This window comes from Rhizobium cauense, from assembly GCF_019511525.1.
GTDB classification, from domain to species: Bacteria; Pseudomonadota; Alphaproteobacteria; order Rhizobiales; family Rhizobiaceae; genus Rhizobium; species Rhizobium cauense.
The window spans coordinates 163,608-177,593 of the sequence record NZ_JAEUAT010000002.1 but is presented as its reverse complement, the minus strand read 5'-3'; the positions used below and the strand labels follow the sequence as shown (position 1 = coordinate 177,593).

The 13,986-nt window shown below is 60.6% G+C and carries 13 protein-coding genes; 11 read left to right on the top strand and 2 right to left on the bottom strand.

The annotated features are described in order from the left end of the window. Window positions 1-53: 53 nt before the first annotated feature. The 6 genes from cysS to cimA are packed head-to-tail and all read left to right on the top strand — an operon-like array spanning window position 54 to window position 5,478. Window positions 54-1,445: a cysteine--tRNA ligase gene (gene cysS, locus JNB88_RS04010; protein WP_220354396.1), complete on the top strand. Its 1,392-nt coding sequence runs from the start codon at window positions 54-56 to the stop codon at window positions 1,443-1,445. After that, window positions 1,442-1,918: a GFA family protein gene (locus tag JNB88_RS04005; RefSeq protein WP_220354395.1), complete on the top strand. Its 477-nt coding sequence runs from the start codon at window positions 1,442-1,444 to the stop codon at window positions 1,916-1,918. Before cysS ends, JNB88_RS04005 begins: the two co-directional genes overlap by 4 nt. Beyond that, window positions 1,915-2,403 carry a GFA family protein gene (locus tag JNB88_RS04000; protein WP_220354394.1) on the top strand — a complete coding sequence of 163 codons (489 nt, stop codon included), beginning with the start codon at window positions 1,915-1,917 and terminating at the stop codon, window positions 2,401-2,403. The genes JNB88_RS04005 and JNB88_RS04000 overlap by 4 nt, the downstream gene beginning before the upstream one ends. Next, entirely contained in the window at window positions 2,400-2,876 is a 477-nt protein-coding gene (locus JNB88_RS03995) for a GFA family protein (protein ID WP_220354393.1), read from the top strand. Before JNB88_RS04000 ends, JNB88_RS03995 begins: the two co-directional genes overlap by 4 nt. Beyond that, window positions 2,873-3,832 carry a prolyl aminopeptidase gene (gene pip, locus JNB88_RS03990; protein WP_220354392.1) on the top strand — a complete coding sequence of 320 codons (960 nt, stop codon included), beginning with the start codon at window positions 2,873-2,875 and terminating at the stop codon, window positions 3,830-3,832. The genes JNB88_RS03995 and pip overlap by 4 nt, the downstream gene beginning before the upstream one ends. Before the next feature lie 29 nt (window positions 3,833-3,861). Further along, entirely contained in the window at window positions 3,862-5,478 is a 1,617-nt protein-coding gene (gene cimA, locus JNB88_RS03985; RefSeq protein WP_220354391.1) for a citramalate synthase, read from the top strand. A gap of 2 nt (window positions 5,479-5,480) precedes the next feature. Here the strand turns inward: cimA and JNB88_RS03980 are convergent, their stop codons facing one another. Further along, window positions 5,481-6,371, bottom strand: coding sequence for a protein-L-isoaspartate O-methyltransferase family protein (locus tag JNB88_RS03980; protein WP_338110954.1), 891 nt, complete (start codon window positions 6,369-6,371; stop codon window positions 5,481-5,483). Between the two features lie 80 nt (window positions 6,372-6,451). On the opposite strand from JNB88_RS03980, the gene rarD reads away from it, so the two are divergent. Beyond that, window positions 6,452-7,366: an EamA family transporter RarD gene (gene rarD / locus JNB88_RS03975; protein ID WP_220354390.1), complete on the top strand. Its 915-nt coding sequence runs from the start codon at window positions 6,452-6,454 to the stop codon at window positions 7,364-7,366. Between the two features lie 9 nt (window positions 7,367-7,375). On the opposite strand, the gene JNB88_RS03970 is transcribed toward rarD, so the two are convergent. Then, window positions 7,376-8,002 carry an LOG family protein gene (locus JNB88_RS03970; RefSeq protein ID WP_081930956.1) on the bottom strand — a complete coding sequence of 209 codons (627 nt, stop codon included), beginning with the start codon at window positions 8,000-8,002 and terminating at the stop codon, window positions 7,376-7,378. A gap of 155 nt (window positions 8,003-8,157) precedes the next feature. Between JNB88_RS03970 and JNB88_RS03965 the strand changes: the two genes are divergently transcribed. From JNB88_RS03965 to pssA, 4 genes are all read left to right on the top strand, one after another. Continuing rightward, window positions 8,158-10,146 carry a LysM peptidoglycan-binding domain-containing protein gene (locus tag JNB88_RS03965; protein WP_220354389.1) on the top strand — a complete coding sequence of 663 codons (1,989 nt, stop codon included), beginning with the start codon at window positions 8,158-8,160 and terminating at the stop codon, window positions 10,144-10,146. A 203-nt stretch (window positions 10,147-10,349) separates the two neighbouring features. Then, entirely contained in the window at window positions 10,350-12,227 is a 1,878-nt protein-coding gene (locus JNB88_RS03960; RefSeq protein WP_220354388.1) for an ABCB family ABC transporter ATP-binding protein/permease, read from the top strand. Between the two features lie 136 nt (window positions 12,228-12,363). Further along, the gene (locus JNB88_RS03955) at window positions 12,364-13,062 is read left to right on the top strand and encodes a phosphatidylserine decarboxylase (RefSeq protein ID WP_220354387.1); all 699 of its coding nucleotides are present in this window, start codon (window positions 12,364-12,366) and stop codon (window positions 13,060-13,062) included. A gap of 19 nt (window positions 13,063-13,081) precedes the next feature. Further along, window positions 13,082-13,930: a CDP-diacylglycerol--serine O-phosphatidyltransferase gene (gene pssA, locus JNB88_RS03950; RefSeq protein ID WP_220354386.1), complete on the top strand. Its 849-nt coding sequence runs from the start codon at window positions 13,082-13,084 to the stop codon at window positions 13,928-13,930. The last annotated feature ends 56 nt before the right edge of the window (window positions 13,931-13,986 follow it).

Here is a 13,986-nt window from a genome sequence, read left to right as displayed (position 1 = left end):
CCGGCCCGCCGGTGGTAGAGTTTTTTCGGATCATTGCATTTGGGAGAGTAGACATGGCCGGCGCGCCAGACACTAAGAAGCCGGAACTGAAGCTTTACAACACGCTGACGCGCGAAAAGATGGCCTTTGCGCCGATCGATCCGCAGAATGTCCGCATGTATGTCTGCGGTCCGACCGTCTACGATTTCGCCCACATCGGTAACGCGCGCCCGGTCATTGTCTTTGATGTGCTCTTTCGGTTGCTAAACCATGTCTATGGCGGCGACCACGTCACATATGCGCGCAACATTACCGACGTTGACGACAAGATCAACGCGCGTGCCCTGCGTGACTATCCCGGTCTGCCGCTGAATGACGCCATCCGCGCAGTGACGCAGAAGACCGAGAAGCAGTTCCTCGATGACGCCAAGGCGCTCGGCTGCCTTGAGCCTTCGGTTCAGCCCCGCGCCACGGACAATATTGGCAAGATGATCGAGATCATCGAAAAGCTGATCGCCAACGGCCATGCCTACCAGGCATCCGGCGAAGTGCTCTTCGACACGAAATCGATGGTCGATTACGGCCAGTTGTCGAAGCGCAATCTCGACGAACAGCAGGCTGGCGCCCGCATCGCCGTCGACGCACACAAGAAGAACCCCGGCGACTTCGTATTGTGGAAGCTCTCCAGCGACAGTGAACCTGGCTGGGAAAGCCCGTGGGGCCGTGGCCGCCCGGGCTGGCACATCGAGTGCTCGGCCATGAGCGAACGTTACCTCGGCGAGGTCTTCGATATTCACGGCGGCGGCCTGGACCTGATCTTCCCGCACCACGAGAACGAGATCGCCCAGTCGCGTTGCGCTCATGGTACCAAGGTCATGGCCAATGTCTGGATGCACAACGGCTTCCTGCAGGTCGAAGGCCGCAAGATGTCGAAGTCCGAAGGCAACTTCGTTACCATCTACGAATTGCTGCACACCGAGAAGTTCGGTGGCCGGCAGTGGCCGGGCGATGTGCTGCGTCTTGCTATGCTGATGACGCATTACCGCGAGCCGATCGATTTCTCGATCAAGCGCCTCGAAGAAGCCGAACGCCTGCTCGCCAAGTGGCCCGCAGCGGATGCTGCGGGTGCGCAGCCCGACGCCGCCGTCGTCAATGCCTTGGCCGACGACCTCAACACAGTGGCAGCAATCCAGGCATTGCATGCGCTTGCCCAGTCCGGCGACCGTGCAACATTTGCCGCCAGTGCTGCGTTGCTCGGCGTCCTGCCCGAAATGGCGGAGATCGACGAGGCGGTTGCCATTGAGATCGACCGGCGGGTCAAGGCGCGGCTCGAGCTGCTCAAGGCGAAGAACTTCGCCGAGGCAGACAAGATCCGCGACACACTGTTGGCCGAAGGCATCCAGCTCAAGGACGGCAAGGATCCGGCGACCGGCGAACGCGTAACCAAGTGGGAGGTGAAGAGATGAGCACCTACACCGGCGGATGCCAGTGCGGAGCGATCCGCTTCAGGGTTCGCGGAGAGCTCAAGGATTCATCCACCTGTCATTGCCGCATGTGCCAGAAGGCTTTCGGCGCCTACTATGCGCCGCTGGTTTCTGTTCGCGGTGCCGAATTCGAGTGGACGCGTGGCGAACGCAAGCGCTTTCGTTCCTCTAACCTAGTCGAGCGTGGTTTCTGTGCCGATTGCGGCACACCGCTGACGTACGAGGCGCCGGATGGGATGGCGGTCGCGGCAGGCGCTTTCGACGACCCTTCCGCACTTCCGCCGGTCATCCAGTTCGGCACGGAGCGCAAGATCGATTTCGTCGATCACCTGCATGAGTTGCCTGCGCGCGAAACCGAAGAGGATGCCGAGGCAGCACCTTTCGTGCTCGACATCGTCTCCTACCAGCATCCGGATCACGACACGACCACCTGGCCTGGGGAGAGGAACTCGTGACAACGGTTGCGGCTCTGAGCGGAGGTTGCCAATGCGGCGCGGTTCGCTACCGGGCCGTTGGCGAACTGGGCTATCCGCACCTTTGCCATTGCCGAATGTGCCAGAAAGCGGCCGGGAACTACTTCATGCCGCTGGCCGCTGCCAAACGACGGGATTTTGCGCTGACGCGCGGCGAGCCGAAGTGGTTTCATTCGTCCGATATCGTTCGCCGCGGCTTTTGCGCCGATTGTGGGACACCGCTTTTCTATGATGTTCCGGATGCGGACTTCGTCAATATCGTGCTCGGCTCACTGGACGATCCCGATAGCGTCAAGCCGGTGATGCAATCGAACACCGGACGCAGGATGAGCTGGTTTCATGAACTCCATGCCCTGCCTGTCGAGTCGGAGCCGGAAACGCCCGAGCGTGAAAACGCGATTGCCGCGAGCAATCACCAACATCCCGATCACGACACGGCCCATTGGCCAAGCGGAGCCTCAAAATGAGCGAACCTATTCGAACCGGCGGCTGCCAGTGCGGCGCAGTCAGATTTCGCATCAGCGGCAAGCTCGGCCGCCCTTCGATCTGCCACTGCCGCATGTGCCAGAAACAGTTCGGCGGTTTCTTCTCCGCGCTCGTAACCGCGCCCGATGAAGGCATGGAGTGGACGCGCGGTGCGCCGAGCTACTTTCAGTCTTCCGTCAATATCGAGCGGGGCTTCTGCAAGAACTGCGGCACGCCGATGACGTACCGCCACCCCGGCGGCCTTGAGCTGGCAATCGGCACGTTCGACGATCGCAGCGATCTCTCACCGCAGATCCAGGTCAACTACGACGCCCGCATTCCCTGGGTCGAGACGATCTTCGACCAACCTCTCCACAAGGACCCGGATTACTACTCGCAGCAGGAGAAGATTATCTCCTTCCAGCATCCCGATCACGATACTGCAATCTGGCCATCTGAAGGCGTCAAAATATGACTGAAGTGCTCCGTACCCTCTATCCCGAAATCGAAGCCTATGCGTCGGGTCACCTCGACGTCGGTGACGGCCACAAGATCTATTGGGAGCGTTCGGGCACACCAGGTGCAAAGCCGGCAGTCTTCCTGCATGGCGGACCAGGAGGCGGTTTCTCGCCGAGCCATCGCCGCCTGTTCGATCCCGCTCTCTACGACGTGCTGCTGTTCGACCAGCGTGGTTGCGGCAAGTCCACGCCTCACGCCGACCTCAATGCCAACACCACCTGGCACCTCGTTGCCGACATAGAGCGGCTGCGCGAGATGGCCGGCGTCGAAAAGTGGCAGGTATTCGGCGGCTCGTGGGGTTCGACGCTGGCTCTCGCTTACGCCGAGACCCACCCGGAGCGCGTTTCCGAGCTGGTCGTGCGCGGTATCTACACGCTCACCAAGGCCGAGCTCGCCTGGTACTATCAGTTCGGCGTGTCGGAGATGTTCCCCGACAAATGGGAACGCTTCATAGCACCGATTCCTCCGGAAGAGCGGCATGAAATGATGCTTGCCTACAATCGGCGGCTCACCGGCGCCGACAGGGCCGTCGCCCTTGAAGCTGCGCAGGCGTGGAGCATCTGGGAAGGCGAGACGATTACGCTGCTGCCGGAAAAGGCGACGAGCGGCAAGTTCGAGGACGCGAACTTCGCCTATGCCTTTGCCCGGATCGAGAACCACTTCTTCGTCAATGCCGGCTGGATGGACGAAGGTCAGCTGCTGCGCGATGCCTACAAGCTGAAGGACATTCCCGGTGTCATCGTGCATGGCCGCTACGACATGCCCTGCCCGGCCAGGTATGCCTGGCTGCTGCACAAGGCGTGGCCGACGGCCGAGTTTCACCTGATTGAAGGCGCCGGGCACGCCTACTCGGAGCCCGGCATCCTCGACAAGCTTATCCGCGCCACGGACAAGTTCGCCGGAAAGCAATAACAAGCCGCAAGGCCGACAGGACGACCATCATGACACGCGAAAAGATCTACCTCTTCGACACGACGCTCCGCGACGGGCAGCAGACGCCCGGCATCGACTTCTCCGTCGAGGACAAGATTGCGATCGCGAGCATGCTGGACGAATTCGGCCTCGACTATGTCGAAGGCGGCTATCCCGGCGCCAATCCGACGGATACCGCCTTCTTTGCGGAGAAACGGACGTCCCGCGCCTCTTTCGTTGCCTTCGGGATGACGAAGCGTGCCGGTGTTTCGGCCTCGAACGATCCCGGCCTGGCGGGACTGCTGCAAGCCGAAAGTGACGCGATCTGTTTTGTTGCCAAGAGCTGGGACTATCATGTGAAGGTCGCGCTCGGCTGCACCAACGAGGAAAACCTCGAGAGCATTGCCGAAAGCGTCAAGGCCGCCGTCGCTGCCGGCAAGGAAGCAATGGTCGATTGCGAGCATTTCTTCGACGGCTACAAGGCGAACCCCGACTATGCCATCGCCTGCGCCAAAACCGCCTATGAGTCGGGCGCGCGCTGGGTCGTGCTCTGTGACACCAATGGCGGCACGCAGCCGCCCGAAATCCGGATGATCGTTGAGGCGCTCATTGCTGCAGGCGTTCCCGGCCACTGTCTTGGCATCCATGCGCACAACGATACGGGCCAGGCAGTTGCCAACTCGCTGGCAGCCGTCGAGGCAGGCGTGCGCCAGATCCAGGGCACGCTGAATGGGATCGGCGAGCGCTGCGGCAACGCAAACCTCGTGACGCTGATCCCGACGCTCGCCCTCAAGGAAACGTACGCACATCGCTTCGAGACATCGATCGACAGCGAGCGGCTGACCAACCTGACGCGCCTTTCGCATGCGTTCGACGAGCTTCTGAACAGGTCCCCGGATCATCAGATGCCCTATGTCGGCGCCTCAGCCTTCGCCACCAAGGCCGGAATCCATGCTTCGGCGCTGCTGAAGGATCCGCGCACCTATGAACACGTGACACCGGAAAGCGTTGGCAATTTCCGCAAGGTCATGGTCTCCGACCAGGGTGGCAAGGCAAACTTCATCAACGCGCTGAAGCGGCGCGGCATCGAGGTCGGGAAAGACGATCCGAAGCTCGACCGCCTGATCGCGCTGGTCAAGGAGCGTGAGGCATCGGGCTATGCCTATGAGGGCGCCGATGCGAGCTTCGAATTGCTCGCACGTCGCACCCTCGGCACCATCCCGGAATTCTTCTCGATCGAGGGCTTCCGCGTCATGGTGGAGCGCCGCTTCGATTCGCATGGCCGCGTAAAGATCGTCTCGGAAGCGGTGGTGAAAATTGCCATCGACGGGCAGACGATCATGTCGGTCGCCGAAGGCGACGGTCCGGTCAACGCGCTCGACCTCGCACTGCGCAAGGACTTCGGCAAGTACCAGCACGAGATAGACGATCTGGTTCTGGCAGACTTCAAGGTGCGTATCCTCAACGGCGGCACCGAGGCCATCACCCGCGTCCTCATCGAGTCCACTGACAGCGATGGCGTTCGCTGGTGGACGGTCGGCGTATCGGAAAACATCATCGACGCGTCCTTCCAGGCGCTGATGGACTCGGTGATCTACAAGCTGATGAAGAACAGGCAGTTGGCCGGCAAGATCGCCGCGGAATAGGCTCACGGAGTGAAGGCGAGGCCCCAGTCCGCCTCCGAATACCACTCCTCGCCCTGCCGCTCTGTCTTCCAGCGCAGGGCGCCGATGCGGTGGGCACCGCCCCTGCTAAAGGCGGTTTCGAGCCGTCTGTAGCTATCGAATCCACCCGCTACGGCCTCTGCCCAGACAAATGCAACCGGGCAGAGATATTCCGCTGAGTAGCCCTGCTTTTCGCGGCGAAACAGAAAGAAGCCGGCATAGGAGGCAAGGCCCGTCGGCCCCTTCGCATCGACGTCGGGAACGCCCACTGGCAAGATCAATCGCCCCCCGGGCCTCAGACGCTCCACCCAGGCGTCGGCCGGACGATGGATCGCAAAGTTCACGTAGACGGCGTCCGTCGGATCGCGCGGCCATTCTATGCCGTTGCCGTGGACGACTTGAACGTTCGGATAGGGTCGCAGGTTATCCTCTGCGCGCCGCGCCAAATCTCCGTCGAATTCGACAGCGATGACACGACCATCCTGTCCGACGAGCAGGGACATGATCGCCGTGTAGTAGCCGCTGCCGGCGCCAATATGACAAACCCTATCGCCTCTTCTGAGAGCGAGCCTATGTATCCCCCGTGTGTGCAAGCTCGGACTGCCGTTGTTGACGTGCCGTTCATGCTGAAGTGCAAACAGGGCATCCTGGTAAACGACCGATGCATCTCTCGAAGGAATATCGACGTAGCCGCCCCAACTCGCCATCTTCCATGGCGGCGGCCCCAGGAAGCGCTCGCGCGGGACGGTCGCAAAGGAGTGCAACAGCGCGTCGTTTTGAATGCCTTCCTTCGTCAGCAGACGGGAGGCAAATGCTCTGCGGCAGCTCGCGAGAGCCTGTTCGTCCATCTCCTTCACCGTCGCGATGGCCGCCATCCATTCACCGAAATGAATTGGCCTATTCACGCCCGTTAGGTTAAGCGCATCCACAACAAGAACAAATATGGAAACACTCGATGTCCGCCAATGCAAGCGCTCCTGTTGTCAAGAACGAAGACAGTCCGCGTGGCTTCGCCTTTGCGCTGACCGCCTACCTGCTGTGGGGTTTCCTGCCTATCTACATGAAGGCCGTCGCCCACATTTCGCCGGCGGAGGTAATTGCCCATCGCATTCTTTGGTCCCTGCCCCTGGCGGGTTTGGTGCTGATCGTTCTCGGACGCACGAACGATATCCGCACGGCCCTGCGCTCGCCGCGGATGCTGGCCATGGCGGCACTCACGGCAGCCCTCATTACGATCAACTGGGGCACCTATGTTTGGGCGATCGGTGCTGGCCACGCGCTCGATGCCGCACTCGGCTATTTCATCAATCCGCTGTTCAGCATTTTTCTTGGCGCCGCAGTCCTGAAAGAGCGGCTGCAGCCGCTGCAAATCGGCGCTATTGCGCTTGCTGGCCTCGCGGTTGTCGTACTCGCTCTCGACAGTGGCGGCGTTCCGTGGGTATCGTTGACGCTGACGATCTCCTGGGGGCTCTACGCATTGTTTCGCAAGACGTTGCCGCTCGGTCCGAACCAGGGCTTCTTCCTCGAAGTGCTGATCCTCAGCGTCCCGGCGTTCTTCTACATTCTCTATCTCGAATTTGGCAGCGGCTCGGGACACTTCTATCGCACAGGTTGGGCAGATACTGCCTTGCTGCTCGGATGCGGCGTCGTTACCGCCGTCCCGCTGATGATCTATGCCAACGGCGCCAAGCTGCTGCGGCTTTCGACGATCGGTATCATGCAGTACATCGCGCCGACGATGATCTTCCTGATTGCGATCTTCGTGTTTCACGAGCCTCTCGGCACGGCACGCATGATTGCGTTCCCGCTGATCTGGGCGGGTCTCTTCCTCTACAGCTGGGGAATGTTCAAGGGGAGCCGGGCGCGCTAAGCCCGGCCTTTACATCTTCGAGATCACTGCATCCTCGCCCTCGCGATCGAGCGATGCGATCTCGGCCGCCTGCGCCATGATGCCGGGGATGATCTCGGATATATCGTCGATGACGAGCGGCTGGACACGGTGCGCCGTGTGGACGAAGCCCTCGTCGGTCATGTGGCGCATAAGTTCCATCATCGGATCCCAGAAGCCATTGATGTTGGCAAACACCATCGGCTTTTCATGGCGGCCGAGCTGTGCCCAGGTCATGATCTCGACGATCTCCTCCAGCGTACCGATACCGCCAGGCAGGGCAACGAATGCATCGGAGCGCTCAAACATCGTGTGTTTGCGCGTATGCATATCCGGCGTTACAATCAGTTCATTGAGCTGGCCGAGGGAATGGCGCGTAGCCTCCATGTCGATCAGGAACTCGGGGATGATTCCGGTTACCTGACCACCGTGCGAAAGCACACCGCTCGCCACAGCCCCCATGATGCCCTTGGTGCCTCCACCATAGATGAGGCGCAGGCCATATTCGGCGATTTCCTTACCCAGCGCACGGCCCGCCGCCATGTGGCGAGGATCGCTGCCCGGTCGCGAGCCGCAGTAAACACAGATGGAGCGAATGGAATGAGATTGATCTGTCATAGGGGCAAACAACTATTCTCTCTGCCTCCAGTCAAGAAAAATGACGGAAAACCTGCGTCTTACATTTTCCTGGCTACTTTGACTGCTTGTGCAAAGCAGCGGGAATCGCTAGCAATTTTAGGAAGTCCGGCAAGATTGCCGCCTGGGGAGACGTGATGATGAGAAACCGTGCCGGCTTGCTGGCCCTTGCAGTGCTTGTAGTCGCAATTCTTTTGATGGTCTTTTTCGTCATGCCCCGCATCGGCGGAGACGCCGCCAAAGTTGGTGACGCAATCAATCAGGCCGGCTCCGAAGTGAAGAAGACGGTCACCGAATCCGCAAAGACTTCACGCCCCTCTACCCCCGACGATGCTGAAACGACCCAGAAAGTCGGTCGCCTTGCTTCAGAGGCGGGCCAATCCATTTCGGAACTTAAGGCGCTCTTTGCAGACGGCAAGGGTCCGGTTCAGGAAGTTTTCGAGGCAGCCAAATCCAAGGCCACGACGTCTCTTCAAACGCTCGCTGATTTTGCGATCCCGGACGGCAGCAACCCAGTCACGGTGGCTGCCGCGAGCAAGATCAAGGATGGCGCAGCCAAGGCCCTGACAATAATCAAGGCGTTGCCGGAGAATACTGCCGATGCGGCAGCCGCGATCGCGAAGGCGGAGGCAGCGCTAACGGGCTCGCCTGAGCCGACATCCGCTGGCCAACCCGCACCGGCTGCCGCCCCTGCGGAGAGTGCCAGCAATCTCCCGACCTTCGACGTGCTGAGAGTTGAACCGGATGGTTCCACCGTGATTGCCGGCTCGGCCGAACCGAACAGCAAGCTTGAAATTCTGGACGGGGACAAGGTCGTGACCACGACGGACGTCGGTCCGACCGGCGACTTTGTTGCGGTGCTCGACACCCCCCTCGCGCCCGGCGATCACCAGCTCGTTCTGCGGGCCACCGGCAAGGATGGCAAGGCCTCGACATCGGAAGAGGTCGCGACTGTGTCCGTGCCGAAGGACGGCAAGCCCGCCGAATTGCTGGCAATGGTTTCCAAGCCTGGCAAAGCCAGCCGCATTATTACGGCACCCAAGCCAGACACACAGGTTGCCGCAAATGGCGCTGCCGCCTCTTTGGATCAGTCTGGAGCTCAAACGGATCAGGCAAAGGCCTCGAGCGACGCGGCAAGCGCAGCAAACGGTGTGCCATCTGGTGCTGCTACGAACGCCGATGTGATGGTCAACGCCGTGGAGATTGAAGGCGACAAGATCTTTGTCGCAGGCACTGCCAAACCATCGGCGTCAGTCGTTGCCTATGCCGATGAAAAACTGATCGGCAAGTCGAAGGCCGGGCCTGATGGTCACTTCGTCATCGACGGCGTGATGCCGCTTGCAGTCGGCGATCACAAGATTCGCGTCGACGTGCTTGATGACGCCGGCAAGGTCGCCGTTCGTGCATCCGTGAACTTCAACCGCCCGGAAGGGAACCAGGTAACGGTTGCGGCACAGGGGGCTGCCTCCAAGACCGGAGACGCGGCGGCAATGGTGCCACTCGATGAAAGTGCGCTTGGAAAGCTGAAAAATGATGCAGCCAAGGCATTTGCACTGCTGAACGGGCTCTTTGCCGATGGCAAGACACCCGGTGCGGAACAGCTTGCCGCAGCCCGCTCCGCCAACGAGTTCGCCCTGCGTGCTATCGTGGACTTCCGCGCGGCAGCCGACGCGACCGCCGAATTCAAGGAGCAGGCTTCAGCCGCAGCGCAGACCGCCGCCGGCGCCCTGAAGACATTGCAGGCGCTGCCAAAGGATGCGAAGTCCGTTGGCGATGCGCTCGGTAACCTCGGCTCTGAAATTGCCCAGTTTACGGCGCCCGCCACGCCCGACGCAGCTGCGACAAGCGAAATTGCGGCGAACCAAAATGGTCCGACGACAATCGAGCAGGCACCGCTAGCGCCGAGCAATGAGACTGTGATCATCCGCCGTGGCGATACGCTCTGGCAGATATCGCGGCGCATCTACGGTGCGGGCGTTCGCTACACGACGATCTACGTCGCCAATGAAGACAAGATCACGAATCCTGACCGCATCTTGCCTGGACAGATTTTCGGCCTGCCCAAGGACGCGCTGCCGAATGCGGAAGAGCTTCATCGCAAGCGGATGTCCCGCGAGCATCTCTGAGGCAATCATGCACTATTGGAGCGGCCGGACAGAGATCATGTCCGGCCGCTCTTTTCCTATAGTGCCAATCTGTGTATTGCTCCCGCCGACCCCTATCTAGCGGTGACGACGATCATGTCCGGCGAGGCCCTTTTCGGTATTTCCGCCGCTCGCAATTTTGTCGGCAGCGCAGCGCCATCAGCGCCTTTCGGCGGGAGATTCGCATGGCAAACGACAAGACAGTCTCTGACTCCAACCTGCTGCGGACTCTTCTCAACCTCTGGCCGTACATGTGGCCAGCCGGCCGTACGGATCTCAAGATGCGAGTCGTATGGGCGACCGTCTTCCTGCTGATCTCCAAGTTTGTGCTGTTGCTCGTCCCCTACTTCTTCAAGTGGGCCACGGATGCTCTGAACGGCAAGCTGGATCTGGCCGGCAAGCTGCCGGACCTGCTTGTCGGCGCAACCGCACTGGTGATTGCCTACAATCTCACCCGCCTCATCCAACTCGGCCTGAACCAGCTGCGCGACGCCCTTTTTGCCAGCGTCGGGCAGCACGCTGTCCGACAACTCGCCTACAAGACCTTCGTGCATATGCACGAACTGTCGCTGCGCTTTCATCTCGAGCGCAAGACTGGCGGGCTTTCGCGCATCATCGAGCGCGGCACGAAGGGGATCGAGACGATCGTGCGCTTCACGATCCTCAATTCCGTTCCGACGCTGATCGAGTTCCTGCTGACAGCCATTATCTTCTGGTGGGGCTACGGGTTTTCCTACCTGGCCGTCACCGCGTTCACGGTCTGGGCCTACATCTGGTTCACGATCCGCGCCAGCGACTGGCGTATCGCCATCCGCCGGACGATGAACGACAGCGACACGGACGCCAATACAAAGGCGATCGACTCGCTCCTCAACTTCGAGACGGTCAAGTACTTCGGCAACGAGGAGATGGAAGCGAAGCGCTTCGATCGATCCATGGAACGCTATGAAAAGGCGGCGACGGATGTCTGGACCTCGCTCGGCTGGCTGAACTTCGGCCAGGGCGTGATCTTCGGCCTGGGAACAACCGTGATGTTGATCCTGTCAGCTCTTGCCGTCCAGCGCGGCGAGCAAACCGTCGGCGATTTCGTCTTCGTCAATGCCATGCTGCTGCAGCTTTCCGTCCCGTTGAATTTTATCGGTTTCGTCTACCGCGAAATTCGTCAGGGCCTGACTGACATCGAGCAGATGTTCGATCTCCTCGAAGTCAAGGCGGAAGTGAAAGACGCGCCTGACGCAGCACCTCTCGATATCGAGCAAGGCGCGATCTCCTTCAAGGACGTCCATTTTTCCTATGACCCGGCTAGACCGATCCTCAAGGGCATTTCCTTTGACGTGCCCGCAGGCAAAACCGTCGCAGTCGTTGGTCCCTCCGGCGCCGGGAAGTCGACGCTGTCGCGCCTGCTCTACCGCTTCTACGACATTCAGAGCGGCTCGGTATCCGTCGACGGCCAGGACATAAGGACGGTCACGCAGAAGAGCTTGCGCACGGCGATCGGCATGGTCCCGCAGGACACGGTCCTTTTCAATGACACGGTCGCCTACAACATCCGCTACGGGCGCCCCTCCGCAAGCGACGCCGAGGTGAAGACGGCAGCCGAGATCGCGCAGATCGCCCACTTCATCGATCTGCTGCCAGAAGGCTTCGACACCAAGGTCGGTGAGCGCGGCCTGAAGCTATCCGGCGGCGAGAAGCAGCGCGTGGCGATTGCGCGCACGATCCTGAAGGCGCCGCCGATCCTCATCCTCGACGAAGCCACGTCTGCCCTCGACACCACCACCGAGCGGGACATCCAGACGGCACTCGACGTCGTATCGAAAAACCGCACGACGCTGGTCATCGCCCACCGCCTTTCCACAGTGATCGGCGCAGACGAGATCATCGTTCTGAAAAGCGGCGAGATCGCTGAGCGCGGCACCCACGCCGAGCTTCTTCATAAGAACGGTCTCTATGCCTCGATGTGGAACCGCCAGCGCGAAGCTACGCAGGCGGAAGAGCATCTGAAGCAGGTCCGCGACAACGACGATATGGGCGTCGTGAACAGACTTGCGCCCGCAAACTAGCCGAAATGAGCGGCAATCCGTCCGCTTTGCTGTTCAGAAGCCTGTCATAAATGTGAGTCAAGAAGCCGCAGCATTGCCCCGCCTGCGGTTTCCCTGTAACCAGCGGAAAGAAAAGAACGCTAGGAGAGCGGTATAAATGAGCTTGTTCAATACGGTACGCAACACGATCGTTCCGGTGCACAAGGAAGGGTACCCCTTCATCGCCGCTTTCTTTGTCGCCTCGCTGATCCTCGGCTGGATCTTCGAGCCACTGTTCTGGATCGGGTTGATCCTGACGCTGTGGTGCGCCTATTTCTTCCGCGACCCTGAAAGAATGACGCCTCAGGATGACGATCTCGTCATCTCGCCGGCCGATGGCAAGGTATCCTCGGTCCAGATGGTCGTTCCGCCCGCCGAACTCAACCTCGGCAGCGAGCCGATGCTTCGCATCTCGGTGTTCATGAATGTCTTCAACTGCCACGTAAACCGCTCCCCGGTGCGCGGACGGATCGTCAGCGTCAACTACCGGTCTGGCAGTTTCGTGAATGCCGAACTCGACAAGGCAAGCGAGGACAACGAGCGAAATGGCCTCGTGATCGAAACCAAGCATGGCCAGATCGGTGTCGTTCAGATAGCCGGGCTTGTTGCACGGCGGATCCTGTGCTGGGCGAACCCGAACGAGCCTCTCGACGCCGGCGAGCGCTTTGGCCTGATTCGCTTCGGCTCGCGCCTTGACGTATTTCTGCCGGCAGGCGCGGCACCCCGGGTGACACTTGGCCAGACCGCGATCGCAGGCGAGACCGTGCTCGCAGAATTCGGCTCCTCCAAGGGTCCGGTCGTCAGCCGCCGAAGCTAAACAAGCACTGGAGAGCGACATGGAAACGCCCTTCCCGCCCTTCGAACCCAACGGCCCTGCCGACGATTCCGGCCGAGGGCCGCGGCTTCGCGAGATCCCGCTTCGCCTGATCATCCCCAACCTGATCACGATTCTGGCGATCTGCGCCGGCCTCACCGGCATCCGCCTCGCCTTCGAGAACCGGTATGAACTTGCGGTCGGCATGGTCCTTCTCGCCGCATTCCTCGACGGGATCGATGGACGCGTTGCACGCCTGATGAAGGCGACCTCGAAGTTCGGGGCGCAGATGGATTCGCTGGCCGACATCGTGAATTTCGGCGTCGCGCCCGCACTCGTTGTCTATGTCTTTGCGCTGGATCAGGCTCGCTCGATCGGCTGGATGGCCGCTCTGATCTATTGCATCGCGGCGGGCCTTCGGCTTGCTCGCTTTAACGTCATGGCCGAACGCGAGAACAAGGCAACGTGGCAGTCGGAATATTTCGTCGGCGTACCAGCGCCAGCCGGCGCGATGCTGGTGCTCCTACCCGTCTATCTCGGCTTCCTCGGCCTCACGACAGATCGTACTTTCGCCTATCTCTCGTCCGTCTACACGGTTGTGATCGCGTGCCTGCTTATCAGCCGCTTGCCCGTCTGGTCCGGCAAGTCGGAGGGCAGCAGGCTGCGGCGCGATCTGGTGCTGCCAGTGATGCTCGGCGTCGTTCTTTACGTGGCGATGCTGTCGAGCTTCACCTGGGAAGTCATGGCCGTGACCGCGGTTATCTACCTTCTCACGCTGCCATTCGGCGCCCATAAATGGAAGCGGAAGTACGGGACGCTGACGATTGAAGAACCCGGCGTCGGTGAGGACGATATCGGTCGCCACATCTGATATCTCCGGCTCTCCTTCCGGACGAATGCCTGACTCAAGCCTCGCGAATTATGCAT